At 72.6% G+C, this 25,876-nt stretch carries 24 protein-coding genes; 16 read left to right on the forward strand and 8 right to left on the reverse strand.

All coding sequences use genetic code 11. The features are described 5' to 3' along the window. Window positions 1–228: 228 nt before the first annotated feature. Together J7I94_RS03500 and J7I94_RS03505 are read left to right on the forward strand one after the other, a co-directional pair. Window positions 229–1,071: a MurR/RpiR family transcriptional regulator gene (locus J7I94_RS03500; protein ID WP_215164988.1), complete on the forward strand. Its 843-nt coding sequence runs from the start codon at window positions 229–231 to the stop codon at window positions 1,069–1,071. Between the two features lie 110 nt (window positions 1,072–1,181). Continuing rightward, window positions 1,182–1,766 carry a hypothetical protein gene (locus J7I94_RS03505; protein ID WP_215164989.1) on the forward strand — a complete coding sequence of 195 codons (585 nt, stop codon included), beginning with the start codon at window positions 1,182–1,184 and terminating at the stop codon, window positions 1,764–1,766. A 314-nt stretch (window positions 1,767–2,080) separates the two neighbouring features. Here J7I94_RS03505 and J7I94_RS03510 read toward each other — a convergent pair whose 3' ends face one another. Further along, window positions 2,081–3,466 carry a diaminopimelate decarboxylase gene (locus J7I94_RS03510; RefSeq protein WP_374198354.1) on the reverse strand — a complete coding sequence of 462 codons (1,386 nt, stop codon included), beginning with the start codon at window positions 3,464–3,466 and terminating at the stop codon, window positions 2,081–2,083. Between the two features lie 106 nt (window positions 3,467–3,572). On the opposite strand from J7I94_RS03510, the gene hutU reads away from it, so the two are divergent. The 4 genes from hutU to hutI are packed head-to-tail and all read left to right on the forward strand — an operon-like array spanning window position 3,573 to window position 9,059. Beyond that, window positions 3,573–5,267, forward strand: a complete 1,695-nt coding sequence (gene hutU, locus J7I94_RS03515) for a urocanate hydratase (RefSeq protein ID WP_215164991.1) — start codon at window positions 3,573–3,575, stop codon at window positions 5,265–5,267. Next, complete coding sequence (locus J7I94_RS03520) at window positions 5,264–6,490, forward strand: allantoate amidohydrolase (protein ID WP_215164992.1); 1,227 nt, start codon at window positions 5,264–5,266, stop codon at window positions 6,488–6,490. Before hutU ends, J7I94_RS03520 begins: the two co-directional genes overlap by 4 nt. Continuing rightward, window positions 6,487–7,830 (forward strand): formimidoylglutamate deiminase, encoded by a 1,344-nt coding sequence (locus J7I94_RS03525; RefSeq protein ID WP_374198355.1) that lies wholly within the window; start codon window positions 6,487–6,489, stop codon window positions 7,828–7,830. Before J7I94_RS03520 ends, J7I94_RS03525 begins: the two co-directional genes overlap by 4 nt. 23 nt (window positions 7,831–7,853) lie before the next feature. Further along, complete coding sequence (gene hutI / locus J7I94_RS03530; RefSeq protein ID WP_215164996.1) at window positions 7,854–9,059, forward strand: imidazolonepropionase; 1,206 nt, start codon at window positions 7,854–7,856, stop codon at window positions 9,057–9,059. A gap of 102 nt (window positions 9,060–9,161) precedes the next feature. On the opposite strand, the gene J7I94_RS03535 is transcribed toward hutI, so the two are convergent. Continuing rightward, window positions 9,162–10,076: an RNA polymerase sigma factor SigF gene (locus J7I94_RS03535; protein WP_215165000.1), complete on the reverse strand. Its 915-nt coding sequence runs from the start codon at window positions 10,074–10,076 to the stop codon at window positions 9,162–9,164. 253 nt (window positions 10,077–10,329) lie between these two features. On the opposite strand from J7I94_RS03535, the gene J7I94_RS03540 reads away from it, so the two are divergent. Together J7I94_RS03540 and J7I94_RS03545 are read left to right on the forward strand one after the other, a co-directional pair. Next, window positions 10,330–10,707, forward strand: a complete 378-nt coding sequence (locus J7I94_RS03540; RefSeq protein WP_215165003.1) for an STAS domain-containing protein — start codon at window positions 10,330–10,332, stop codon at window positions 10,705–10,707. A 196-nt stretch (window positions 10,708–10,903) separates the two neighbouring features. Then, on the forward strand, window positions 10,904–11,458 hold the full coding sequence (locus J7I94_RS03545; RefSeq protein ID WP_215165005.1) for an ATP-binding protein: 555 nt from the start codon (window positions 10,904–10,906) through the stop codon (window positions 11,456–11,458). 273 nt (window positions 11,459–11,731) lie between these two features. Here J7I94_RS03545 and J7I94_RS03550 read toward each other — a convergent pair whose 3' ends face one another. Next, a complete protein-coding gene (locus J7I94_RS03550) occupies window positions 11,732–13,228 on the reverse strand; it encodes an oligopeptide:H+ symporter (RefSeq protein WP_215165006.1) in 1,497 nt (498 codons plus the stop codon). A 523-nt stretch (window positions 13,229–13,751) separates the two neighbouring features. On the opposite strand from J7I94_RS03550, the gene J7I94_RS03555 reads away from it, so the two are divergent. Together J7I94_RS03555 and J7I94_RS03560 are read left to right on the forward strand one after the other, a co-directional pair. After that, a complete protein-coding gene (locus J7I94_RS03555; RefSeq protein ID WP_215165007.1) occupies window positions 13,752–14,429 on the forward strand; it encodes a response regulator transcription factor in 678 nt (225 codons plus the stop codon). A gap of 50 nt (window positions 14,430–14,479) precedes the next feature. Beyond that, complete coding sequence (locus J7I94_RS03560) at window positions 14,480–15,754, forward strand: ATP-binding protein (RefSeq protein ID WP_215165008.1); 1,275 nt, start codon at window positions 14,480–14,482, stop codon at window positions 15,752–15,754. Between the two features lie 10 nt (window positions 15,755–15,764). Here J7I94_RS03560 and J7I94_RS03565 read toward each other — a convergent pair whose 3' ends face one another. After that, a complete protein-coding gene (locus tag J7I94_RS03565) occupies window positions 15,765–16,313 on the reverse strand; it encodes a GtrA family protein (RefSeq protein WP_215165009.1) in 549 nt (182 codons plus the stop codon). A 158-nt stretch (window positions 16,314–16,471) separates the two neighbouring features. Here J7I94_RS03565 and J7I94_RS03570 point away from each other — a divergent pair, with 158 nt between their 5' ends. The 4 genes from J7I94_RS03570 (at window position 16,472) to J7I94_RS03585 (ending at window position 20,578) form a co-directional block, all read left to right on the forward strand. Continuing rightward, window positions 16,472–17,611 (forward strand): 5-(carboxyamino)imidazole ribonucleotide synthase, encoded by a 1,140-nt coding sequence (locus J7I94_RS03570; protein ID WP_215165010.1) that lies wholly within the window; start codon window positions 16,472–16,474, stop codon window positions 17,609–17,611. Then, window positions 17,608–18,141 (forward strand): 5-(carboxyamino)imidazole ribonucleotide mutase, encoded by a 534-nt coding sequence (purE, locus tag J7I94_RS03575; protein ID WP_215165011.1) that lies wholly within the window; start codon window positions 17,608–17,610, stop codon window positions 18,139–18,141. Before J7I94_RS03570 ends, purE begins: the two co-directional genes overlap by 4 nt. Window positions 18,142–18,147: 6 nt before the next feature. Next, entirely contained in the window at window positions 18,148–19,326 is a 1,179-nt protein-coding gene (locus tag J7I94_RS03580) for a dipeptidase (protein ID WP_215165013.1), read from the forward strand. Window positions 19,327–19,447: 121 nt separating this feature from the next. Further along, window positions 19,448–20,578 (forward strand): dipeptidase, encoded by a 1,131-nt coding sequence (locus tag J7I94_RS03585; RefSeq protein WP_215165014.1) that lies wholly within the window; start codon window positions 19,448–19,450, stop codon window positions 20,576–20,578. Window positions 20,579–20,659: 81 nt separating this feature from the next. Here J7I94_RS03585 and J7I94_RS03590 read toward each other — a convergent pair whose 3' ends face one another. Further along, window positions 20,660–21,052, reverse strand: a complete 393-nt coding sequence (locus tag J7I94_RS03590) for a VOC family protein (RefSeq protein WP_215165015.1) — start codon at window positions 21,050–21,052, stop codon at window positions 20,660–20,662. Between the two features lie 17 nt (window positions 21,053–21,069). Then, window positions 21,070–21,429 (reverse strand): VOC family protein, encoded by a 360-nt coding sequence (locus J7I94_RS03595; RefSeq protein WP_215165016.1) that lies wholly within the window; start codon window positions 21,427–21,429, stop codon window positions 21,070–21,072. Between the two features lie 109 nt (window positions 21,430–21,538). On the opposite strand from J7I94_RS03595, the gene J7I94_RS03600 reads away from it, so the two are divergent. After that, on the forward strand, window positions 21,539–22,045 hold the full coding sequence (locus tag J7I94_RS03600; protein ID WP_215165017.1) for a CGNR zinc finger domain-containing protein: 507 nt from the start codon (window positions 21,539–21,541) through the stop codon (window positions 22,043–22,045). A gap of 66 nt (window positions 22,046–22,111) precedes the next feature. Here the strand turns inward: J7I94_RS03600 and J7I94_RS03605 are convergent, their stop codons facing one another. After that, window positions 22,112–23,455 (reverse strand): UDP-glucose/GDP-mannose dehydrogenase family protein, encoded by a 1,344-nt coding sequence (locus tag J7I94_RS03605; RefSeq protein WP_215165018.1) that lies wholly within the window; start codon window positions 23,453–23,455, stop codon window positions 22,112–22,114. Between the two features lie 186 nt (window positions 23,456–23,641). Here J7I94_RS03605 and J7I94_RS03610 point away from each other — a divergent pair, with 186 nt between their 5' ends. Beyond that, window positions 23,642–24,799, forward strand: coding sequence for an acyl-CoA dehydrogenase family protein (locus tag J7I94_RS03610; RefSeq protein ID WP_215165019.1), 1,158 nt, complete (start codon window positions 23,642–23,644; stop codon window positions 24,797–24,799). Between the two features lie 51 nt (window positions 24,800–24,850). Here J7I94_RS03610 and J7I94_RS03615 read toward each other — a convergent pair whose 3' ends face one another. Further along, window positions 24,851–25,795 (reverse strand): alpha/beta hydrolase, encoded by a 945-nt coding sequence (locus tag J7I94_RS03615; protein WP_215165020.1) that lies wholly within the window; start codon window positions 25,793–25,795, stop codon window positions 24,851–24,853. Window positions 25,796–25,876: the final 81 nt, after the last annotated feature.

A 25,876-nucleotide genomic window follows, 5' to 3' on the forward strand; every position in this document is an offset into this window, starting at 1 on the left:
CCCTGCGGGCCCGCAGGGTCGCGTCGAGTTCCCTCTTCAGCTCGGCGTCGCGCGCGTCCATTCCCGTCATGCCGTCCACGCTACGGAGCGGGGGTGCCCGTCGCACTGGGGTTAGCCCCCGTTTCCACGGGCTGACTGCATGGACGTATGCAGAGGTGAGGGATACTGAATAGGGTGGCTGGACCGGGGGACCGGCCCGGGACGACTGGATCGGAGGGGGAGCGCGTCATGGGTGTGACCGACAGTCCGGCCGCGCGGCTGCAGGCGCTGTTCGAGGGGCACCGGCTGACACCGACCCAGCGGCGCATCGCGCACAGCATGGTGCGGCGCGCCGCCGACGTGCCGTTCCTGTCCAGCGTGGAGCTGGCGGAACTGGCCGGGGTCAGCCAGCCGTCCGTGACCCGCTTCGCCGTCGCCCTGGGCTTCGACGGCTACCCGGACCTGCGCCGGCACCTGCGCGAGGTCGCCCCCGCCGAGCCGGTGCCCCAGACCGGGGCCGGCAACGAGTACCAGCAGGCCGTCGAGGCCGAGATCGAGAACCTGCGGCACCTCGCCGAGGTGCTGGCCGACCCCCGTCCGGTGCGGCGGGCCGGGCGTCTGCTCGCGGCGAGCCGTCCCCTCCTCGTCCTCGGCCTGCGGGCCGCCGCCGCCCAGGCACAGGGGTTCGCCTACTTCGCCGCCAAGGTCCACCCCGACGTCCGGCTGCTCGGCGAGGGCGGCTCGATGGTCCAGGACCGGATCGACGGCGCCGTACGGGCCGGGGCGAGCGCGCTGCTCTGCTTCGCGCTGCCGCGCCACCCCCGGGAGGTCGTCGACGCCCTGGACCACGCCAAGGAGGCCGGGCTGACCGTCGTCACCGTCGCCGACTCCGCCTTCGCGCCCGTCGCCAAGGTCTCCGACCTGCTGCTGCCCGCCGCCGTCGGCACCGGGCTCGCCTTCGACACCGCCTGCGCGCCGATGCTGCTGGGCCGGGTGCTGCTGGAAGCCATGTGCGACGACCTGCCGGACGCCCAGGCGCGCCTGGAGGAGTTCGACGCCCACGCGGCGGCGCGAGGGCTGTTCGTGGACTGACGGGGCCCCGGCGGAGCGCCGCGCGCTCTCAGACTCGTCTCACCTTGCGCCGTTAATCTGCCGTCCTTGCACACCCCTCGGACGCTTGGCAGATGTGACGGGAGGCAGACGTGGCGCGCGGAGGACAAGGGCTGGCCCGGGTGGCCGTCGTCGTACGGGCGGGCGCGGCACCCATGTGGTGGCTCGGCGTGATCGCGGCGGGCATCGGCGTACTGGTGCCGGGACTGACCGGCCGCCGGATCGGTGTCCTGGCCGGAGCGGCGCTCTTCATCATCGCGGCCCTCGTGGTGGCGTACGTCCGGCGCAAGCGGTACACCCGGCTGGCCGGTGCGGCGGCCCGCGCCGGCAAGCACGACGTCCTCCAGGACCGGGCGGTGACCTCGCGCAACTGGCGCCGGGGGCATCGCTGGTGGCTGCTGCTCGCCTTCCTCGCGGCACTGGGCAGCGCGTTCGCCGTCCCGGCGGCCGGCGGGATGCTGCTGGCCGGCTGCGGGGTGGGCCTCTGGCTGAAGGCGGCGTGGCTCGGCCGCCGGGAGCGTGCCGGGGACGCGCTGCTGTGGGTGCGGGTCGACTGGCTCGACCGGAGGGCGGGTCGGCCTGCGGGCAAGGCGGTCAAGGCGTACCGGGGGACCGGTGTCGCGGCGGGGGATGCCGCCCCGGGCGGGGCGCGGCGGAAGACGGCGGCGCTGGTGTGACGCCGGGGCGGTTGGAGGCGGTCGGAGGCGGTTGGAGGCGGTCGGGGCGTGCGGTGAGAGGGCGGGTGCGGGCGCGTCGTGGCTGGGCGCGCGGGGTTCCACGCGTCCCTGAGGGCGTCACCTGAAAGGTCCCGCGTGTGTGAGGGCGTCATGTGATGGGCCTTGCGCGGTCCCGCGTGTGTGAGGGCGTCATGTGATGGGCCTTGCGTGGTCCCGCGTGTGTGAGGGCGTCATGTGATGGGCCTTGCGTGGTCCCGCGTGTGTGAGGGCGTCATGTGATGGGCCTCGCGCGGCCCCACGTCCCTGAGGGCGTCTCACCTGGTCGGCGTCGGGGACGTCAGGGCGTCCACGTGTGCTCCGCCCGCCTCGGTCACGATCTCCTCCAGTGACTGGGGCTGCCGGACCACCGCGAAGCGCACGCCCCCGGCGTCGTCCGCGGTGAACCCGAACACCCCCGGCCGGGCCAGCGAGTTGTACGCGTAGTGATGCGCGAAGTAGTACGCCCCCGTGTCCAGCGCCGCCGCGTAGTCCCCCTGCTCCAGCCGCGGCAACGCCCGCCCCGTCGCCAGCAGGTCCCCCGCGAAACAGGCGGGGCCCGCCACGTCCTGCACCACCGGTGGCCCTTCCTTGGGGCGGCCCGCCCCGTCGTACGCGGCGATCCGCAGCGGCCACGCCTCCGGCGCGTACACCGTCCGTGTCGCCACCTGCACCCCCGCGTGCGTCACGGCGACCGGCCGGCCCCCGGCGCTCTTGGTGTACTCGACCCGCGCCACCACCGTGCCGTGCTTGGCCAGCAGTGACCGCCCGAACTCCGTCACCAGCCCGTACCGCCCGTCGAACAGCCCCGGCACCGCCTCCCGCAGCGCCCGCGCGTACTGCCCGTAGGTCGGCGCCGTCGCCTCCGAGGCGAAGTTCACCGGCAGTCCGCCGCCGATGTCGACGGTGTCGACCTGCCGCCGTCCGCACCGCTGGTTGATCTCCTCGGCCAGCGCGTGCACGGCCGCCACCCCCTCGGCCATCCGGTCCGGCGCGATGCCCTGGGAGCCGGTGTGCACATGGAGCCGGGTCAGCCAGGGCCGGTCCCGATACGCCCGCACCACCCACTCCCGCGCCCCCTCGTCCCGCAGCGCCACCCCGAACTTCGAGGTCGCCGTCGCGGTGGAGAGCGCCTCGATGGAGCCGCCGCCGACCTGCGGGTTCACCCGGAGGCCGAGGGGCGAGGCGGTCGGGGCCGACCGCAGCAGGCCGTCGATCCGGTCCAGCTCCTGCGGGTTGTCCGCGTTGACGGCGATCCCGAGCGCCAGCGCCTCGCGCAGTTCCTGCGGCGTCTTGGCCGGTGAGTCCAGCACCGTACGTTCCGCCGGCACCCCCGCCGCCCGCGCCAGCGCCAGCTCGCCGGGGCTCGCCACCTCCGCGCCGATGCCCTCGTCGCGCAGCAGCCGCACCACCGGCACCAGCGGCGCCGCCTTCACCGCGAAGGCGTGCAGCACGGGCGTGCCGGGCGCGGTCACCGCCGTGAACGCCGCCCGCAGCGCCGCCGCCGACTCCCGGATGCCGGTGACGTCCAGCAGCGCCAGCACGGGTGTGCCGGGCCCGAGCAGCCCCTGCTCCACGGCCGCCCGGACCGCCCGGTCCCGCCGTGCCGCCCGCCGCTCACCGGTGCCGTCGTCATCACTCATGCGGTCCAGCCAAACATCCATGGGGCGCGGGCGTAGGCCCCACGACGTATTGACTAGCTATATTCAGGAAGTGAGGATGTGAATAGAAGTAGTGACATCCGTGCAGAACCGGCCTCAGGAGGCAGCCATGTCAGGACCCCGCCCCGTCCGTGCGCCGCGCGGCACACAGCCGAGCGCCCTGGGATGGCAGCAGGAGGCCGCCCTGCGGATGCTGCAGAACAACCTCGACCCGGAGGTCGCCGAGCACCCCGACAAGCTCGTCGTCTACGGCGGCACCGGCAAGGCCGCCCGCGACTGGCGCTCCTTCGACGCGATGGTGCGGACGCTGCGGACCCTCGAGCAGGACGAGACGATGCTCGTCCAGTCCGGCCGCCCGGTCGGCGTCATGCAGACCCACGAGTGGGCCCCGCGCGTCCTCATCGCCAACTCCAACCTCGTCGGCGACTGGGCCAACTGGGAGGAGTTCCGCCGCCTGGAGGCGCTCGGCCTGACCATGTACGGGCAGATGACGGCCGGCTCCTGGATCTACATCGGCACCCAGGGCATCCTCCAGGGCACCTACGAGACCTTCGCCGCCGTCGCCGCCAAGAGGTTCGGCGGCACCCTCGCCGGGACCATCACCCTCACCGCCGGACTCGGCGGCATGGGCGGCGCCCAGCCCCTCGCGGTCACCATGAACGACGGCGTCGCGATCTGCGTCGACTGCGACCCGCGCGCCATCGACCGCCGTATCGACCACCGCTACCTGGACGTCCGCGCCGACTCCCTCGACCACGCCCTCCGGCTGGCCGTCGAGGCCCGCGACGCCCGCCGCCCGCTCTCCATCGGCCTCCTCGGCAACGCGGCCGAAGTCGTCCCCCGGCTCCTCGCCATGAGCGCGCCGGTCGACATCGTCACCGACCAGACCTCGGCCCACGACCCGCTGGCCTACCTGCCCGCCGGGATCGCCTTCGACGACATGGCGGACGCCGCCGCCAAGGACCCGGCGGGCTTCACCGCCCGCGCCCGCGCCTCCATGGCCCGGCACGTGGAGGCCATGGTCGGCTTCCAGGACGCCGGCGCCGAGGTGTTCGACTACGGCAACTCCCTCCGCGGCGAGGCCCGGCTCGCCGGATACGACCGGGCCTTCGCCTTCCCCGGCTTCGTCCCCGCCTACATCCGCCCCCTCTTCTGCGAGGGCAAGGGCCCCTTCCGCTGGGCCGCCCTCTCCGGCGACCCGGCCGACATCGCCAGGACGGACCGGGCGGTCCTCGACCTCTTCCCCGAGAACGAGTCCCTCGCCCGCTGGATCAGGATGGCGGGGGAGCGGGTCCACTTCCAGGGGCTGCCCGCCCGGATCTGCTGGCTCGGCTACGGCGAGCGGGACAAGGCCGGCGAGCGGTTCAACGACATGGTGGCGAGCGGCGAGCTGGCCGCGCCCGTCGTCATCGGCCGCGACCACCTGGACTGCGGCTCCGTCGCCTCCCCGTACCGGGAGACCGAGGCGATGCGCGACGGCTCCGACGCGATCGCCGACTGGCCGCTGCTCAACGCCATGGTCAACGTCGCCTCCGGAGCCTCCTGGGTGTCGGTCCACCACGGCGGCGGCGTCGGCATGGGGCGTTCGATCCACGCCGGGCAGGTGACGGTCGCCGACGGCACGCCGCTCGCCGGGGAGAAGATCCGCCGCGTGCTCACCAACGACCCCGGCATGGGCGTCATCCGGCACGTGGACGCCGGGTACGACCTCGCGGAGTCGGTCGCCGAGGAGCGCGGCGTCCGCGTCCCCATGCGCGAGGGCGGCGACGCGCGGCCGGGCGGCCCCGAGGGCGGCGCCGCGTGAGCTTCCACAGCATGTGGGCCGAGCTGCTGCCGGTCGGCCGCGACTCCGCCTCCGGCGGCTACCGGCGGTTCGCCTGGACCGGCGCCGACGCCGACTGCCGGGCCTGGTTCCGGGAGCAGGCCGAGACACGCGGCCTGGCCTACGAGACCGACCGCAACGGCAACCAGTGGGCCTGGCTCGGTGACCCGGCCGCCGGGGACGCCGTCGTCACCGGCTCCCACCTGGACTCCGTACCCGACGGCGGCGCCTTCGACGGCCCCCTGGGCGTCGTCTCCGCCTTCGCCGCGCTGGACGAACTGCGCCACCGGGGAGCGCGGTTCACCAAGCCGCTCGGCATCGTCAACTTCGGCGACGAGGAGGGCGCCCGCTTCGGCCTCGCCTGCGTCGGCTCCCGCCTCACCGCCGGAGCGCTCACCGTGGCCGAGGCCCACCGCCTCACCGACGCCGACGGCATTACCCTCCCGCACGCCATGGAGGCCGCCGGCCAGGACCCGGACGCCATCGGCCCGGACCCGGAGCGGCTCGCCCGCATCGGCGCCTTCGTCGAACTCCATGTCGAACAGGGCCGCTCCCTGGACCTGTCCGGCGACCCGGTCGGCATCGCCTCCGCCATCTGGCCGCACGGACGCTGGCGGTTCGACTTCCGCGGCGAGGCCAACCACGCCGGCACCACCCGCCTCACCGACCGGCACGACCCGATGCTGCCGTACGCCGAGACCGTGCTCGCCGCCCGCCGCGAGGCCGAACTCGCCGGTGCCGTCGCCACCTTCGGCAAGGTCGCCGTGGAGCCGAACGGTGTCAACGCCGTGCCGTCCCTGGTGCGCGGCTGGCTGGACTCCCGGGCCGAGGGACAGGAGACCCTGGACGCCGTGGTCGGCTCCGTCGAGCGGGCCGCCCGCGCCCACGCCCGGGCCCACGGCGTCGGCCTCACCGTCGCCCGGGAGTCCTTCACCCCGGTCGTCGAGTTGGACCACGCCCTGCGCGACGAACTCGCCCGCATCCTCGGCACCGAAGGCACCGGCACGGATCTGAAGGTGCCCGTCCTCGGCACGGGCGCCGGACACGACGCCGGAATCCTCTCCGCACGCGTCCCGGCCGCCATGCTGTTCGTGCGCAATCCCACCGGCGTCTCGCACTCCCCGGCCGAGTCCGCCACCGAGGACGACTGCGCGGCCGGGGTCCTCGCCCTCGCCGACGTACTGGAAGGACTCGCGTGCCCGTGACCGACCCCCAGCGGACGTACTGGCTCGAACACGCGTGGCTCGGCGGCCACGTCGAACCGGGCGTCGCCGTCGACGTGGCGGACGGCCGCGTCCGTGCCGTCCGCACCGGGACCGGCACCCCGCCGCCCGGCGCCGAGATCCTGCGCGGACTGACCCTGCCGGGACTGGCCAACGCACACAGCCACGCCTTCCACCGCGCCCTGCGCGGCACCGTCCAGGTGGGCTCCGGCACCTTCTGGACCTGGCGCGAGGTGATGTACTCCGTCGCCGACCGCCTCACCCCGGACACCTACCACGCCCTCGCCCGGGCCGTGTACGCCGAGATGGCCCTGGCCGGCATCACCGCCGTCGGCGAGTTCCACTACGTGCACCACGCCCCCGGCGGCACGCCCTACGCCGACCCCAACGCCATGGGCGAGGCGCTGATCGAGGCCGCCGCCGACGCCGGCGTCCGCATCACCCTCCTCGACACCTGCTACCTCTCCGCCGGCTTCGGGCAGCCGCCCACCGCGCACCAGCTCCGCTTCTCCGACGGAAGCGCGGAGGACTGGGCGGCACGCTGTTCAGTTCTCAAGGAACGGGATCACGCGCGGATCGGGGCCGCCGTGCACTCCGTACGGGCCGTGCCCGCCGGCCAGTTGGCGACCGTGGCCCGCTGGGCCGAGGAGCGGCGGGCCCCGCTCCACGTCCACCTGTCCGAGCAGACCGCCGAGAACGACGCCTGCCGGCAGGCGCACGGCCGCACCCCCGCCCGGCTCCTCGCCGACCACGGCGTCCTCGGGCCGCGCACCACCGGCGTGCACAACACCCACCTCACCGACGCCGACATCGCGCTGATCGGCTCCACCGGCACCGGTACCTGCATGTGCCCGACGACCGAACGGGACCTCGCGGACGGCATCGGACCCGCCACCGCGCTCCAGAAGGCGGGCTCACCGCTCTGTCTCGGCTCCGACAGCCACGCCGTCGTCGACCTGCTCGAAGAGGCACGCGCGATGGAGCTGAACGAGCGGCTGCGCACCCGTACCCGGGGCCACTGGACGGTCACGGCACTGCTGCGCGCCGCCACCGCCGACGGTCACGCGGCGCTCGGCTGGGACGACGCCGGCGCCATCGAGACCGGCGCCCGCGCCGACCTGACGACCGTCGCCCTGGACTCGGTCAGGACAGCGGGGCCGCCGCCCAGGCTCGGCGCCGAGGCGGCCGTATTCGCGGCGACCGCGGCGGACGTACGGCACACGGTCGTCGGCGGACGGCACGTCGTGCGCGACGGGGCCCACACCCTCGTACCGGACGTGCCGCGAGCACTGGCGCGGGCCGTGGCGGCCCTGCGCGCCTGACGACGCCGACCGCGAAGGACATCATGAGCACCAGCAGCACCAGCAGCACCAGCAGCACCGGCAGTACCGTCATCACCAACATCGCCACGCTGGTCACCAACGACCCCTCCCTCCAAGACGGAACCCCCCTGGGCCTGATCCGGGACGCGGCCGTCGTCATCGACGGCGACCGCGTCGCGTGGACCGGTGATGCCAGCAAAGCACCCGCCACTGACAATCGGGTCGACGCCGGCGGCCGGGCCGTCCTGCCGGGCTTCGTGGACTCCCACTCCCACCTGCTCTTCGCGGGCGACCGCACCGAGGAGTTCAACGCCCGCATGTCCGGCCGCCCCTACAGCGCGGGCGGCATCCGCACCACCGTCGCCGCCACCCGCGGCGCGACCGACGCGGAACTGGAGGCCGGCCTCACCCGGTACCTCGCCGAGGCCCTCCGCCAGGGCACCACGACCTTCGAGACCAAGTCCGGGTACGGCCTGACCACCGCCGACGAGTCCCGCGCCCTGCGCATCGCCGCCCGCCACACCGACGAGGTCACCTTTCTCGGCGCCCACATCGTCGCCCCCGAACACGCCGACGACCCCGCCGCCTACGTGGACCTGGTCACCGGCGAGATGCTCGACGCCTGCGCCCCGTACGCCCGTTGGATCGACGTCTTCTGCGAGCGGGGCGCCTTCGACGGGGACCAGGCCCGCGCGATCCTCACCGCGGGCAAGGCCAAGGGCCTGCACCCCCGCGTCCACGCCAACCAGCTCTCCCACGGCCCCGGCGTGCGGCTCGCCGTCGAACTCGACGCCGCCAGCGCCGACCACTGCACCCACCTCACCGACGCCGACGTGGACGCCCTCGCCAACAGCCGTACGGTCGCCACGCTGCTGCCCGGCGCCGAGTTCTCCACCCGCGCCGCCTGGCCCGACGCCCGGCGCCTGCTCGACGCCGGTGTCACGGTCGCCCTCTCCACGGACTGCAACCCCGGCTCGTCCTTCACGTCCTCCGTGCCGTTCTGCGTCGCCCTCGCCGTACGGGACATGGGGATGACCCCGGACGAGGCGGTGTGGTCGGCCACGGCAGGCGGCGCGGCGGCCCTGCGCCGGGACGACATCGGGCGCCTCACGCCGGGGGCGTACGCCGACCTGATCCTGCTGGACGCCCCGAGCCACGTCCACCTGGCCTACCGGCCCGGCGTACCGCTGGTGGCGGGGGTGTGGCGGCGGGGCGTGCGCGTGGTGTGACGGCGGCGCGAGGGGCGTGGAGGACAGCACGAAGGGGCGGTCCGCGCGGACCGCCCCTCTCGTGACACCACAGCCGTCACCCGGCCGTGGCCACGGCCGAGGTCACTCCTCGACCGTCAGTCCCTTGCGCAGTTTCACCAGCGTCCGCGACAGCAGGCGGGAGACGTGCATCTGGGAGATGCCCAGTTCCTCGCCGATCTCCGACTGGGTCATGCCCGCGACGAAACGGAGGGAGAGGATCTTCCGGTCGCGCGGCGGCAGTTGGGCGATCATGGGCTTCAACGACTCGACGTACTCGATGCCTTCGAGCCCGTGGTCCTCGTAACCGATCCGGTCCGCGAGCGCGCCCTCGGCGTCGTCCTCCTCCGGCTGGGCGTCCAGCGAGGCGGCGGTGTACGCGTTCGACGCGGCCATGCCCTCGACGACCTCGTCATTGGTGATGCCGAGGCGCTCGGCCAACTCGGCCACCGTCGGCGCGCGGTCGAGCTGCTGGGCCAGTTCGTCGCCGGCCTTGGCCAGGTCCAGGCGCAGTTCCTGGAGGCGGCGCGGCACGCGCACGGACCAGGAGGTGTCGCGGAAGAACCGCTTGATCTCGCCGATGATGGTCGGCATGGCGAACGTGGGGAACTCCACGCCCCGCGACAGTTCGAAGCGGTCGATCGCCTTGATCAGGCCGATCGTGCCGACCTGGATGATGTCCTCCATCGGCTCGCTGCGCGAGCGGAAGCGGGAGGCGGCGAACTTGACCAGCGCGAGGTTGAGCTCGACGAGCGTGTTGCGTACGTACGCGTACTCGTGCGTGCCTTCCTCCAGCGACTCCAGGCGCTCGAAAAGGGTCTTGGACAGGGCCCGGGCGTCCGCCGGGGCGACCTCGTCGTACGCGGGGATGTCCGGAAGCCCGGCGAGGGCGCCGTCGTGCTCGACGGCTCGCTCGAAGTGGTCGATGGGATCCAGATGTTCCGGAGGGGGTGCCGACGTCGCTGTCTGGGTACGCGATCCGTCGAGCCGGGGTGACATGATGTCCTCCATCGTTCTCGGCATGCGGCTGCCGAAGCCAAATACGTGCACTGCGGTGTGCGGCGCCTCCAAAGCCGGCCGTGGTCGGTTGCGTGTTCTTACTAGCCCTACCGGCTTCACCGAGCCCACCGCAAGTGCTTTTTGTTCTTGTATGTCCGTTTCTGTGCGGATGTTCGGGTGTTGAAGGACGTGCAGAAGGCGTAGTGTTCGAGGGCGTCAGTAAGCAGCCTCGACGTCGGGAGAGAGAGACGGCATGGACCGCGGGACGGTCGGCAGCGCACAGTCTGGCCGGCTTCTGGTGGAGGTGCGGCAGGAAGGCTCCAGTGCCGTCGTGACCCCGGCGGGTGAGTTGGATCACCACACCGCCGATCTGTTGCGCGAGCCTCTGGACGACTGCCTGGACAAGGGTTTCAGTCGGCTTGTCGTCGACTGCTCGCGTCTGGAGTTCTGCGACTCCACGGGACTCAACGTCCTGCTCGGCGCGCGGCTGAAGGCGGAGGCCGCGGGGGGTGGCGTCCATCTGGCCGGCATGCGGCCCGTGGTGGCCAGAGTCTTCGAGATCACCGGTGCGGACGCCGTCTTCACCGTTCATGACACCCTTGAGACGGCCCTGGCGGACGAGAGCGGCTGACCCGCCCCGCGGGCCCGGCGGGGCGTCTCGCGCTTCCCCTGTGGCCGGTGGTTCCGGCCCGTCCTGTGTTTCCTGCCCAATACAGGGGTGTTCTGTCGGTCCGGTCGGGCAGGAGACATCCTGAACAGGTCGGCCGACCGACCGGCTGTGTACGACGTTGAATCATGAATTGGTGAATCGGTGAGGTGAAGCGCTGATGAGCACCACCCGGCCCTACTCGCCGGGCGACCGCGGTCCGGAGCCCAGCGGCGCTTCCGGCGCCTCCGGGGCGCCCGAGGGGGGTTTGCCCGTGACCGGGGCGTCCGAAGGGCACGTGGGCGCGCAGACGGCTGCCGCCACCGGTGGCCAGTCCCGCAGGCTGAGCTTCGACGGCACGAGCGGTGTCGTGCCGCTCGCCCGTGACTTCACCCGCCAGGCGCTGTACGCGTGGGGCTGGCTGCCGGCCGACTCGGCCGACCAGCGGGCCGCCGCCGAGGACGTCCTGCTGGTCGTCTCCGAACTGGTCACCAACGCCTGCCTGCACGCCGAGGGCCCGGACGAGCTGTCGATCAGCCGCGACCGCAAGGTGATCCGGCTGGAGGTCTCCGACCGGGGCACGGGCCAGCCGGCACCCCGCACACCGCACCGCGCCGGACGCCCCGGCGGCCACGGCATGTTCATCGTGCAGCGGCTCTGCCTCGACTGGGGGGTCGTACGGTCCCCGGGCGTCGCGGGCAAGACCGTGTGGGCGGAGCTGGCCGCGCCGGCGTAGGCGGAAGCCCTGTAGGCGACGGTCCTGCGGACGCGGACCTCCGCGAAGGCTCGGCGGCTTTCCGCGTGGGCCCGGCACCCCTCCAACACCCGTAGCCCCCGCGAAGGCTCCGGCAGCCCCACATAACTCCGAAGGGCCACCGCGCCGCGGGCCCGGCACCCCGCCGACACCCGTAGCCCCCGCGAAGGCTCCGGCAGCCCCACGAAACCCCGAAGGGCCACCGCGCCCCCGAGGACACGGTGACCCTCCGACGGAAAGCCGGACCGGCAGGTCTCAGTGGACGTCGCCCATCAGCGTCCGGACGCGCTTGCGGTACATCCACACCGCCACGCCGGCGACCACGGCGAGGGTGGCCTCCGCGGCGACGATGCCGGTCTTGTTCAGGTCCACGCCGGCGATGGAGAGCAGGCCCGTGGTCGCGTCACCGGCGGTGACCGCGAGGAACCAGACGCCCATCATCTGCGAGGCGTACTTCACCGGCGCCATCTTCGTCGTCACCGACAGGCCGACCGGGGAGAGCAGCAGCTCACCGCAGGTCTGGACGAAGTAGATCGCCACCAGCCACAGCGCCGCGGCCTTGTGGCCGCCGTCCGCGATCGCCAGCGGGGCGAGGAAGAGGAAGAAGGACGCGCCGATCAGCACCAGGCCGAACGAGAACTTCACGACCGTGCTCGGCTCCTTGCCGCGCCGGGCCAGCGCCAGCCACAGCGTCGCGAAGACCGGGGCCAGCGCCATGATGATGACCGGGTTGACCGACTGGTACCAGGAGACCGGGAACGACCATCCCAGGACGCTGTTCTCGGCGGAGGACTCGGCGAAGATCGACAGGGTCGAGCCGCCCTGGTCGTAGATCATCCAGAAGACGGCCGCGGCGACGAAGAACCAGATGTACGCGGACATCTTCGACTGCTCGGCGCGGTCCAGCTCCTTGTCGCGCTTGATGCGGGTCAGCACCAGGATCGGGATGATCACGCCGAGCAGGGTCAGCGGGACCAGGATCCAGTTCAGCGTGTAGTGGCCGGAGAAGCCGACGATCGCGTAGAAGACGACCGCGACGGCGGCCCAGAACGCGGCCTTGCGCAGCGTCGAGGTCTTCTCGGCGGCCGACAGCGGCTTGGGGACGACGCTGGAGTGCGGGTCGAGGTGGCGGCTGCCCATCAGGAACTGGGCGACACCGATCGCCATGCCCACCGCGGCCAGCGCGAAGCCCAGGTGCCAGTTGACGCTCTCACCGATGGTGCCGATGACCAGCGGCGCGACGAAGGCGCCGAGGTTGATGCCCATGTAGAAGACGGTGAAGCCACCGTCCCGGCGCGGGTCGTCGGGGCCCTGGTAGAGGTGGCCGACCATCGTGGAGATGTTGGCCTTCAGCAGACCCGAGCCGATGGCGACCAGGCCGAGACCGGCGAAGAACGTGCCGGAGGAGGGCAGGGCCAGGGTGAGGTGGCCGAGCATGATGACGCCGCCGGCGATGGCGACGGTCTTGCGCGGACCCCACACGCGGTCGCCGAACCAGCCGCCCGGCATCGTGAGCAGGTACACCAGCGAGAGGTACACCGAGTAGATCGCGGTGGCGGTGCCGGCGTTCATGCCCAGGCCGCCCGGGGCCACGAGGTACAGCGGGAGCAGAGCCCTCATGCCGTAGTAGGAGAAACGCTCCCACATCTCGGTCATGAAGAGGGTGGCCAGACCCCGGGGGTGGCCGAAGAAGGACTTCTCGGATCCGGGGGTGCCCGGGGTGACCGAGTCCTTCGTCAGGCTGGACGCCATGGTCGATCCTTGCTGGTCGGGACGCGCTCACGGAGGCGATGCGCGCCCGGTGGGGGGCAGGCCGGCACCGGCGGGTCGGGCCGTCCACCCCACGCCTACGGGGAGTCCGCCCCGGGTCACGGGGCGGCGGACGGTGACCACCGGGATCCACGCCTCGGCGCGCGGCTCTGCGCTGCGAGGCCCGGCCACAGGTCATTCCTTTCGAGGCCGGCGGACGGCCGGCCCGCACACACGAAGAAGACCTTCGGCGTCAAGAGCTCAAGAGCTTGGGAGAGCCGGAGCCGCCAAAGGTCCCTGTGGTGCTACAGGCGTTTGTCCACCATAAGGCAAGGTACTGCCCGGTATGGAAGGACTTGAGATACGTATCACAGGGAGTGATGGAACCGGAATACTACATTCCGATGTCTCCCGGAGGATCGGCCCCGCCGCGCGCTCGCGGGCACGTATCCGGCATGTCCGGAGGTAAGGACGCCCCGCACCGATCTCACCTCGGGCGTTGCTCCGGGCGGACTACCATCGGGTCATGACCCGTGTACTGCTCGCCGAGGACGACGCGTCCATCTCGGAGCCGCTGGCCCGCGCACTGCGCCGGGAAGGGTACGAGGTCGAGGTGCGTGAGGACGGACCCACGGCGCTCGACGCCGGGATGCAGGGCGGTGTGGACCTGGTCGTGCTGGACCTGGGCCTGCCCGGCATGGACGGCCTGGAGGTCGCCCGCCGGCTGCGTTCCGAGGGCCACTCGGTGCCGATCCTCATCCTGACCGCGCGCGCCGACGAGGTGGACACCGTCGTCGGCCTGGACGCGGGCGCCGACGACTACGTCACCAAGCCCTTCCGCCTCGCCGAGCTGCTCGCCCGGGTCCGGGCCCTGCTGCGGCGCGGCGCCACCGAGCCCCAGCAGCCGCCCGCCACGCACGGCGTGCGCATCGACGTCGAGTCGCACCGCGCCTGGATGGGCGACGAGGAGCTCCAGCTCACCGCCAAGGAGTTCGACCTGCTGCGGGTGCTGGTGCGCGACGCCGGCCGGGTCGTCACCCGCGACCAGCTGATGCGCGAGGTCTGGGACACCACCTGGTGGTCGTCGACCAAGACCCTCGACATGCACATCTCCTGGCTGCGCAAGAAGCTGGGCGACGACGCGGCCAACCCGCGCTACATCGCCACCGTGCGGGGCGTGGGCTTCCGCTTCGAGAAGAACTGAGCCCGCACGGGCGTACACGGTCACGTAGTCACGTTGTCACGTAGGGGAACATGCGCCGTCGACTGATCCAGTCCACGCTCGCCGTGGTGCTCGTCGTGATCGCCGTCTTCGGCGTCTCCCTGGTCATCGTCGAGACGCAGACGATCAGCAGCACGGCCCAGGAACGGGTGGACCTGGAAGCCGCCCGGCTGGCCAGCATCGTGGACAGCCGGCTGCTGGGCACCGGCAGCGTCGACGCCGAGGTCCTGCGCGGCCAGGTCGAGGGCAACCGGTACGCCGCGATCCGCATCCCCGGAAAGCCGCTCATCGAGATCGGCAGCGAACCGACCGGCGAGGTCATCCGGGGCGAGGCCACCGGCGAGGAGGGCGAGACGGTCATCGTCCAGGAGCCGCGCTCCTCGGTGACCCGCGAGGTCGGCCGCACCCTGCTGATCATCGGGCTGGTGGCGCTGCTCGCGGTGATCGCCGCCGTCCTGCTCGCGGTCCGCCAGGCCAACCGCCTCGCCTCCCCGCTCACCGACCTCGCCGAGACCGCCGAACGCCTCGGCTCCGGCGACCCGCGCCCCCGCCACAAGCGGTACGGCGTCCCCGAACTGGACCGGGTCGCCGACGTCCTGGACTCCTCCGCCGAGCGGATCGCCCGGATGCTCACCGCCGAGCGCCGCCTGGCCGCCGACGCCTCCCACCAGCTGCGTACGCCGCTGACCGCGCTGTCGATGCGCCTGGAGGAGATCACCCTCACCGACGAACCGGAGACGGTGAAGGAGGAGGCGACCATCGCGCTGGCCCAGGTGGAGCGGCTCACGGACGTCGTCGAGCGGCTGCTGACCAACTCCCGCGACCCGCGCAGCGGCTCCGCCGTCGTCTTCGAACTGGACGACGTCATCCAGCAGCAGATCGCCGAGTGGCGCCCCGCCTACCGCAGCGCGGGCCGGGCCATCGTCTCCTCCGGCAAGCGGCACCTGACGGCCGTCGGCACGCCGGGAGCGGTCGCCCAGGTGCTGGCGGCGCTGATCGAGAACTCGCTGATGCACGGCGGCGGCACGGTCGCGCTGCGCACCCGGGTCACCGGCAACCAGGCCGTGGTCGAGGTCACCGACGAGGGGCCGGGCGTCCCCGCCGACCTGGGCGCGCGGATCTTCGAGCGCACCATCAGCGGACGGAACTCCACGGGCATCGGGCTGGCCGTCGCCCGCGACCTCGCGGAGGCGGACGGCGGACGTCTGGAACTGCTCCAGTCCAAGCCGCCGGTGTTCGGGCTGTTCCTGTCCCGCACCCAGCCGTCGAAGGCCGAGGCGTCGGAGGCGGACCGGACGGTCAGGTGAGGAACGGGTCTCAGCGGGAGCGCCCCGGAGCGGACACCGTGGTCGGGCTCTCGTGCTCCAGGAACGATTCCGCGCGGGCGACGGCGTCCCGGGCGGGCAGGGCGCGGAAGACCCAGGACCGGTAGGACCAGAAGCGGAACAGCGTCGCCACCCCGATGCCGACGAACTTGAAGATGTTGCTCTGCAGCGGGCTGTCCCAGCCGAAGCCGTACGTCGCCGTGTAGAGCACGCCGTTCTCGATCACCAGGCCGACCGCGCTGAACAGCAGGAAGAGGGACATCTCCTTGGTCCGGCCGCTCTTGTCACGGTCCCGGTAGGTGAAGTAGCGGAAGCCCACGTAGTTGAAGACGATGGAGACGACCGTCGCCACGATGCTGGCCCGGACCACCTGGAGGTCGGTCGTGTGCCGCACCAGGTTGAAGACGAGCAGGTTGACCAGGACGCCCGCGCCGCCGACCGCGCCGAACTTCAGTACCTCCCGCAGGACGCCTTCGAGCCGCCGCCGCAGCGCGCCGCGGGCGGCCGGGGGCGCGGAACGCGCCGAGGAACCATGTCCCATGGTCGTGCAGGCCCCCGCTCGGTCGGTTGGCGTCAACCCGGCCATGCTAACCACCCGACCGCGCTAATTTCCTGTGGACCATGGGGGAAACCGCCCGGCCAGACGGCCGGAAAAGGCCGGGAAGCGTCCTCCCCCCGGGCTGCCGATACGCTAGGGGGGTGACGTTCCCGGTAGTCGGCATGGTCGGCGGGGGCCAGCTCGCGCGTATGACGCACGAAGCGGGCATCCCGTTGGGCATCAGGTTCAAGCTCCTCAGTGACACTCCCCAGGACTCAGCGGCCCAGGTGGTGAGCGACGTCGTCGTCGGCGACTACCGCGACCTGGACACGCTCCGTGAGTTCGCGCGCGGCTGTGACGTGATCACCTTCGATCACGAGCACGTGCCCACCGAGCACCTCCGGGCCCTGGAGGCGGACGGCATCCCCGTGCGCCCCGGCCCGGACGCGCTGGTGCACGCCCAGGACAAGGGCGTGATGCGGGCGAAGCTCACGGCGATCGGCGTGCCGTGCCCGCGGCACCGGATCGTGAGCGACCCGGCCGACGTGGCCGCGTTCGCGGCGGAGGGCGAGGGCTTCCCCGTCGTCCTCAAGACCGTCCGCGGCGGGTACGACGGCAAGGGCGTGTGGGTCGTGGACTCCGAGGCGGAGGCCGCCGAGCCGTTCCGCGCGGGTGTGCCCGTCCTCGCCGAGGAGAAGGTCGACTTCGTCCGCGAGCTGGCCGCCAACGTCGTACGGTCCCCGCACGGCCAGGCCGTCGCCTACCCGGTCGTCGAGTCCCGGCAGGTGAACGGCGTCTGCGACACCGTCATCGCCCCCGCGCCCGGCCTCGACGAGGACCTGGCGCTCCGGGCCGAGGAGATGGCCCTGTCCATCGCCAAGGAACTCGGCGTCGTCGGCCACCTCGCCGTCGAGCTGTTCCAGACCCGCGACGGCCGCGTCCTCGTCAACGAGCTGGCGATGCGACCGCACAACTCCGGCCACTGGTCGATGGACGGCGCGATCACCTCGCAGTTCGCCAACCACGTCCGCGCCGTCCTCGACCTCCCCCTCGGCGACCCGCGCCCGCGCGCGCCCTGGACGGTCATGGTCAACGTCCTCGGCGGCGACTACCCGGACATGTACTCCGCGTACCTGCACTGCATGGCCCGCGACCCCCAGCTGAAGATCCACATGTACGGCAAGGACGTCAAGCCCGGCCGCAAGGTGGGGCACGTCAACACCTACGGCGACGACCTGGACGACGTCCTGGAGCGCGCCCGGCACGCTGCCGGATACCTGAGAGGGACGATCACCGAATGAGCCCCGCCGCCCGTCCCGTCGTCGGCATCGTCATGGGGTCGGACTCCGACTGGCCCGTCATGGAGGCCGCCGCCAAGGCGCTCGACGAGTTCGAGATCGCCTACGAGGTCGACGTCGTCTCCGCGCACCGCATGCCCCGCGAGATGATCGCGTACGGCGAGGAGGCGGCCGGACGCGGACTGAAGGCGATCATCGCCGGGGCCGGCGGCGCCGCCCACCTGCCCGGCATGCTCGCCTCGGTCACCCCGCTGCCGGTCATCGGCGTACCCGTCCCGCTGAAGTACCTCGACGGCATGGACTCGCTGCTGTCGATCGTGCAGATGCCCGCCGGTGTGCCCGTCGCCACGGTCTCCGTCGGCGGTGCCCGCAACGCCGGACTGCTGGCCGCCCGCATCCTCGCCGCCCACGACGAGGAGCTGCTGGGCCGGATGCGCGAGTTCCAGCAGGAGCTGAACGACCAGGCCACCGAGAAGGGCAAGCGGCTGCGCACCAAGGTCGAGGGGTCGGCTTCCTTCGGTTTCGGGAAGTAACCGCCCATGACCCCACTGCACGAGGCACGCGAACTGCTCCGCGAGTTCCCCGTCGTCGACGGCCACAACGACCTGCCCTGGGCGCTGCGCGAGCAGGTCCGCTACGACCTCGACGCCCGTGACATCGCCACCGACCAGTCCGCCCACCTGCACACCGACCTGGCCCGGCTGCGGGCCGGCGGGGTCGGCGCGCAGTACTGGTCGGTGTACGTCCGCTCCGACCTGCCCGGCGCGCTCACCGCGACGCTGGAGCAGATCGACTGCGTACGGCGGCTCATCGACCGCCACCCCGGCCGGCTGCGGGCCGCGCTGACCGCCGCCGACATGGAGGCCGCGCGGGCCGAGGGCCGGATCGCGTCGCTGATGGGCGCGGAGGGCGGGCACTCGATCGACAACTCCCTCGCCGCGCTGCGCGGGCTGTACGCGCTCGGCGTGCGCTACATGACCCTCACCCACAACGACAACGTGGCGTGGGCGGACTCCGCGACCGACGAGCCCGGCGTCGGCGGGCTGTCGGCCTTCGGCCGCGAGGTCGTGCGCGAGATGAACCGCGAGGGCATGCTGGTCGACCTCTCGCACGTCGCCGCGACGACCATGCGGGACGCGCTGGACACCTCCACGGCGCCCGTCATCTTCTCCCACTCCTCCGCGCGGGCCGTCTGCGACCACCCCCGCAACATCCCCGACGACGTGCTGGAACGCCTCCCCGCCAACGGCGGCGTGGCGATGGTGACGTTCGTGCCGAAGTTCGTGCTCCAGGCGGCCGTGGACTGGACGGCCGAGGCCGACGAGAACATGCGCGCGCACGGCTTCCACCACCTGGACACCAGCCCGGACGCGATGAAGGTCCACCGCGCCTTCGAGGAGAGCCGGCCGCGTCCGGTCGCCACCGTCGCCACGGTCGCCGACCACCTCGACCACATGCGCGAGGTCGCCGGCGTCGACCACCTCGGCATCGGCGGCGACTACGACGGCACGCCGTTCACCCCGGCCGGCCTCGACGACGTCTCCGGCTACCCCAACCTGATCGCCGAGCTGCTCGACCGGGGCTGGTCCAAGGCCGACCTGGCCAAGCTGACCTGGAAGAACGCGGTACGGGTGCTGGGTGACGCGGAGGACGTGGCCCGTTCCCTCAAGGCCACCCGGGGACCGTCGAACGCCACGCTGGACGCGCTCGACGGCTGACCCCGGGCCGTGTGCGGGGGGTACGCCGGGCGGCGTACCCCCTGACGGCCCACCCACCAGGAAGCCTGTCACGCTCCGTGCGACGGTGTCGGTACTGCACGACGACCGTACGGAGCCCGCCATGGCAGACCTCCAGGACGACCTGCACCCGAGCACCGAGGCCGGCGAGCTGGACGACCTGCCCACGCCCTCCCCCGCCCGCGTCCCCGCACCGGAGCCCTGCCCACCCGCCTCGGACCCGGACGCCGCGCCGCTGGAGCGGGCGCACGCCGTACTCGCCGCACACCCCGTCGCCGACGGGTACAGCGGACTGCCCTGGGCGCTCAAGCACCTGCCCTGGTACGACCTGGAACTCGGCGAGACCGCCGTCGGCACCGACGTGCCCCGGCTGCGCGAGGGGCACGTCGGAGTGCTGTTCGCGTCCCTGCACCTGCCCGAGGCCCTCGCCGGCGACCGGGCCGTCGGCGCCACGCTGGAGCAGCTGGACCTGGTCAAGACGGTCGTCCGGGACCACCCCGAGGGGCTGCGCCTGGCCTACGACGCGGGCGAGGCCATCGACGCCCGCAACTGCGGCCGGGTCGCCGTGCTGCCCGGACCAGCCGGCGCCGCCGCCGTCGGCGACTCCCTCGGCATCCTGCGCTCGCTGTACCTGCTCGGCCTGCGCGTGCTCACGCTGACCGGGGCCACCTGGGCGAGCGAGGCCGGGCTGACCCGGTTCGGCGAGGAGGTCGTCCGCGAGATGAACCGGCTCGGGATGATCGTCGACCTCTCCGGTGCCTCCGCGCCGACGGTGCGCCGCACCTTCGCCGTCTCCAAGGCGCCCGCGCTGTGCACCCGCTCCGCCGCCCGCGCCCTGCGCCCGCACCCCGCCAACCTCCCCGACGACCTGCTGGCCGAGCTGGGCGCGGCCGGGGGCCTGTGCATGGTGCCGCTGACCGCCGAGCAGACCGGCCCGACCGTCCGCGACGTCGCCGATCACCTCGACCACGTCCGTGACGTCGCCGGCCCGCGGGGCGTCGGCCTGTCCGGTACGTACGACACCGGCACCGCCCATCCGCAGGAGCTGGGCGACCCCTCCTGCTACCCCCGGATCGTCGCCGAGCTGCTGCGGCGCGGCTGGGACGAGGCCGACGTGGCGCTGCTGACCTGGGGCAACGTCCAGCGGGTGCTGCGCGACGCGGCGTTCACCGCGCGGACGTTCCAGGTGCGCCGCCAGCCGTCCACGGCGACGATCACCGACCTGGACGGCTGACGGTCAACGGCCGACGGACAACGGCCGACGGTCAACGGCCGACGGACAACCGCTGACGGTCAACGGCCGACCGCGGCCGGCCTACGGGTGCTCGATCCGGCACAGGCAGAAGGGGTGCCCCGCCGGGTCGGCGTACACCACGAAGTCCTTCTTCTCCCGGTCCTCCGCGTCGAGCACCCGGGCCCCCAGCGCCAGCACCTTCTCGTGCGCGGCGTCCATCTCCTCCCACGTCGACCCGCCGTCGAAGTCGAGGTGGAACTGCTGGGCGTTGCGGTCGGCGCGCGGCCACTCCGGCGGGGTCAGGCCAGGCGCCCGCTGGAAGGCGATGCGGGGCCCGTCCGGTACCCGGAGCACCACCCAGTCGGGGTCGTCCTCCTCGGGCCTGCCGCCCACGATCTGCGCGTAGAAGCGGGCCAGCGCCCGCGGGTCGGGACAGTCGACGACGACGGAACGGAAACGTGCCACGGATGCCATACGGGCAACCTCCTCGGTCAGGCGGCGCAGAGACAGAACGGGTGCCCGGCCGGGTCCGCGTAGACCCGGAAGGACCGGGCGCGGTCCTCCGTGTCCAGCGGCTTCGCGCCCAGCGCCAGCACGGCCCGCTCGGCCGCGTCGAGGTCGGGCACGTCCAGGTCCAGGTGGAACTGCTGCGAGTGGTCGGGCGCGGGCCACCGCGGCGGTACGAACCCGGGGGCGGCCTGGAAGGCCAGCGCCTGCCCGCCCGGCAGCTTCAGGTCGACCCAGTCGCCCTGGTCCTCCACGGTCCCGCCGAGCACCTCGGCGTAGAAACCGGCCAGGGCGTGGGGATCGGGACAGTCCAGGACGACGACGCTCAGTTCGGCGACAGCCATGACTTCCTCCTTGAAGTCCGGTGAAGTCCGGTCCGGTGGTTACCGGTAAAGGGAGAGTAGCCAGTAACGGGTTACTCCATGCATCCTCATGGGCGGTAACGTCGCAGGCATGAGTGAGAGAGCGCCCGCGCCGGGGGGCCTCGCGCTGGTCGAGTCCCTGGTCAACACCCTGGACGTGGAGACGGGCGCCGACTCGCTCGGCACGCCCGAGGGCCGGGCGCGGTTCGGCCTCACGGAGGACGAGGTGCCGGCGGCCGTCGAACTGCGGGAGTCGCTGCGGGCCGTCCTGCTCGCCCACGCCGGCCATCCGCCGCACCGCACGGTGACGCCGCTGGGCGAGCTGCTGGCCGAGGGCCCCCTGCTGGTGACGGTCGACGCCGCCGACGGCTCCGCCGCGCTCGCCCCGGCCCGGCCGGGGTCCCTGACCGCCCGGATCGCCGCCGCCGTCGCCGAGGCGCTGGTCGCGGGGACCTGGACGCGGCTGAAGGCGTGCGAGGCGGCCGACTGTCTCTGGGCGTACTACGACCGCAGCCCGGCCGGGCGCGGACGCTGGTGCTCGATGCGGGTGTGCGGGGCGCGCGCCAAGATGCGGAGGTACCGCGCGAAGGGCGCGTGAGCGCGGCGCGAAGGGTGGTGCGAGGGACGCGTGTCGCGACTGCCGAGTGGCTGCCGCGCCGAGCGCCTACGCCGTCGGCCGGCCCATCGCCCGGTACGTCCACCCGGCCCGGCGCCACGCCTCCGGGTCCAGGGCGTTGCGCCCGTCCAGGATCACCCGGGCGCCCGCGACCTCGCCGAGCGCCTCCGCGTCCAGCTCGCGGAACTCCCGCCACTCCGTCAGGTGCAGCACGACGTCCGCGCCGCGCACCGCCTCCGTCGCCGACTCGGCGTACCCGAGGGTCGGGAACAGCCGCCGGGCGTTGGCCATGCCCTTGGGGTCGTACACCGTGACCTGGCCGCCCTGGAGGTGGATCTGCCCGGCGACGTTGAGCGCGGGGGAGTCCCGTACGTCGTCGGAGTCGGGCTTGAAGGTGGCGCCGAGAACCGCGACCCGCTTGCCGAGGAACGGGCCGCCGCCCAGCGCCTCCCGGGTCAGCTCGACCATCCGGCCGCGCTGGCGCATGTTGATGGAGTCGATCTCGCGCAGGAAGGTCAGCGCCTGGTCGGCGCCCAGCTCACCGGCGCGGGCCATGAACGCCCGGATGTCCTTGGGCAGGCACCCGCCGCCGAAGCCGATCCCGGCCCGCAGGAACTTCTTGCCGATCCGGTCGTCGTACCCGATCGCCTCGGCCAGCTTGGCGACGTCCCCGTCGGCGGCCTCGCACACCTCGGCCATCGCGTTGATGAAGGAGATCTTGGTGGCGAGGAAGGAGTTGGCGGAGGTCTTCACCAGCTCGGCGGTCGGGAAGTCGGTGACGACGAACGGCGACCCTTCACCGACCGGCGTCGCGTACACCTCCCGCAGCAGCTTCTCCGCCCGCTCGCTGCGCACGCCGACCACGATCCGGTCCGGGTGCAGCGTGTCCTGGACGGCGAAGCCCTCGCGCAGGAACTCCGGGTTCCAGGCCAGCTCGGCGTCGCCGCCCGCCGGGGCGTGCTCGACGAGGTAGGCGGCCAGCCGGTCGGCCGACCCGACCGGCACCGTCGACTTGCCGACGACCAGGGCGGAGCCGCGCAGGTGCGGGGCGAGCGAGGCCAGCGCCGACTCGACGTAGCTCATGTCGCAGGCGTACTCGCCGTGCTTCTGCGGCGTGTTCACGCACAGGAAGTGCACGTCGCCGAAGGCCGCGACCTCTTCGAAGTCGGTGGTGAAGCGCAGCCGCCCGCTGGACCCCTCGATCCCGGCGACATGCTTGCGCAGCAACTCTTCGAGTCCCGGCTCGTACATCGGGACCTCGCCGCGCCGCAGCATCTCGATCTTCTCCGGCACCACGTCCAGGCCCAGCACCTCGAAGCCCAGCTCCGCCATGGCCGCCGCGTGGGTCGCGCCGAGATAGCCGGTGCCGATCACGGTGATCTTGAGGGCCATGGATGCTCCAGAGACGTACGGCGGGTGCGGGAGTGAGCATAACCGGGGGCATGGCGCCGCCCCTGGACGGGCAGCCTGCGGCTGTCGTCAAGCTCACCTACCCACGGCCGTCGACGCGGTTCTAAAATCTGGGTTACTTAACAGTAGTTAGCGTCGTCATCACTTCGTCCTGGAGCGTGAGAGACCTTGGCCGGATCGGCTGACTTCGACCTGTACCGCCCGTCCGAGGAGCACGACATGCTCCGCGACGCCGTCCGCGCGCTGGCCGAGGCGAAGATCGCGCCGCACGCCGCCGCGGTGGACGAGGAGGCCCGCTTCCCGCGCGAGGCGCTGGCCGCCCTGACCGCGAACGACCTGCACGCGGTGCACGTCCCCGAGTCCTACGGCGGCGCGGGCGCCGACGCCCTCGCCACGGTGATCGTCATCGAGGAGGTGGCCCGCGTCTGCGCGAGCTCGTCCCTCATCCCGGCGGTGAACAAGCTCGGCTCCCTCCCGGTGATCCTCTCCGGCTCGGAGGAGCTGAAGAAGAAGTACCTGGGGCCGCTCGCCAAGGGCGACGCGATGTTCTCGTACTGCCTCTCCGAGCCGGACGCGGGCTCGGACGCGGCCGGCATGAAGACGAAGGCGGTCCGCGACGGGGACTTCTACGTCCTCGACGGCGTGAAGCGGTGGATCACCAACGCCGGCGAGTCCGAGTACTACACGGTCATGGCGGTCACCGACCCGGTCAAGCGGTCCAAGGGCATCTCCGCCTTCGTCGTGGAGAAGTCGGACGAAGGCGTCTCCTTCGGCGCCCCGGAGAAGAAGCTCGGCATCAAGGGCTCGCCCACCCGCGAGGTCTACCTCGACAACGTCCGCATCCCCGCCGACCGCATGATCGGCGAGGAGGGCACCGGCTTCGCCACGGCGATGAAGACCCTGGACCACACCCGCATCACCATCGCCGCCCAGGCCCTCGGCATCGCCCAGGGCGCCCTTGACTACGCCAAGGGCTACGTGCGGGAGCGCAAGCAGTTCGGCAAGCCGGTCGCCGACTTCCAGGGCATCCAGTTCATGCTCGCCGACATGGCCATGAAGATCGAGGCCGCCCGCCAGCTCACGTACGCCGCGGCGGCCAAGTCCGAGCGCGGCGACGCCGACCTCACCTTCCAGGGCGCGGCGGCCAAGTGCTTCGCCTCGGACGTGGCGATGGAGGTCACCACGGACGCGGTGCAGTTGCTGGGCGGGTACGGCTACACCCGCGACTACCCGGTGGAGCGCATGATGCGCGATGCGAAGATCACGCAGATCTACGAGGGCACGAACCAGGTCCAGCGGATCGTGATGGCCCGGAACCTTCCGTAGGAACCTGCCGTAGCGGGCGCCCGGGGGCGGCCGGCGACCGCGCGGTCCCGGTCAGCCGAAGGCCGCGGCCACGGACTCCCCGAGCTGGTCGAGGACGTCCCGGGAGAGCTTCACCGGCCCGGTGAACGACAGGAACCCGTGGACGGCGCCCGGGACCGGAAGGTGGCGGACCGCCACGCCCGCCTCCGCCAGGGCGCGGGCGTAGCGGTCGCCCTGGTCGCGCAGCGGGTCGTGTCCGGCGGTGACGACGACGGCGGGCGGGAGTCCGGTCAGGTCGTCCGCGCGCAGCGGTGAGACGCGGGGGTCGGCGCCCTGGTCGGGGGTGCTGAGGTAGACGCCCCAGAACCACTCCAGGTAGGAGCGGGAGAGGACCGGTCCGGCCATGTGCTCGTACATCGACGGGCTGTCGTCGAACCGGTCGACCGCCGGATAGGCGAGCACCTGGAGCGCGATGCGCGGCCCGCCCCGGCGCCGGGCCTCCTGGGCGAGGACCGCGGCCAGGTTGCCGCCCGCGCTCTCGCCGAACACGGCGATCCGCCCGCCGTCGCCCCCGAACTCCGCGGCGTGGTCCGCGACCCAGGTCAGCGCGGCGTAGGCGTCCTCGACGGCGGCCGGGAAGCGGTGTTCGGGGGCCAGCCGGTAGTCGACGGAGACCACGATCGTGCCGGAGCGGGCGGCCAGGGTGCGGGCCATCTGGTCCTGGGTGTCGAGGTCGCCGAAGACCCAGCCCCCGCCGTGGAGGAAGACGGTCACGGGCAGCGGACCGGACCGCCGCGGCCCGGCGCCGGCGGGCCGGTAGAGGCGTACGGGGATGTCCCGGCCGTCGGCGGGGACGGCGGTGTCCGCCACGTCCGCGACCGGCACGGGATCGCCGGCGAGGGCGGCGAAGGCGGCTCCGGCGGCACGGTTCTCCGCGACCGTCAGGGTCTCCGGGGCCGGTCCGGCGTGCTCGGCGGTCTGCTGGAGCAGGGTCTTGATCTGGGGGTCGAGCGACATGGCGCACCTCACTGGAGCCGCGGGAGAACCGCACGGGCTGGAATGACTTCTCCAATCTCTCGACCGGGAGATTGGAATGTC

The sequence above is a fragment of the Streptomyces sp. ISL-12 genome (genome assembly GCF_018614415.1).
Classification (GTDB): domain Bacteria; phylum Actinomycetota; class Actinomycetes; order Streptomycetales; family Streptomycetaceae; genus Streptomyces.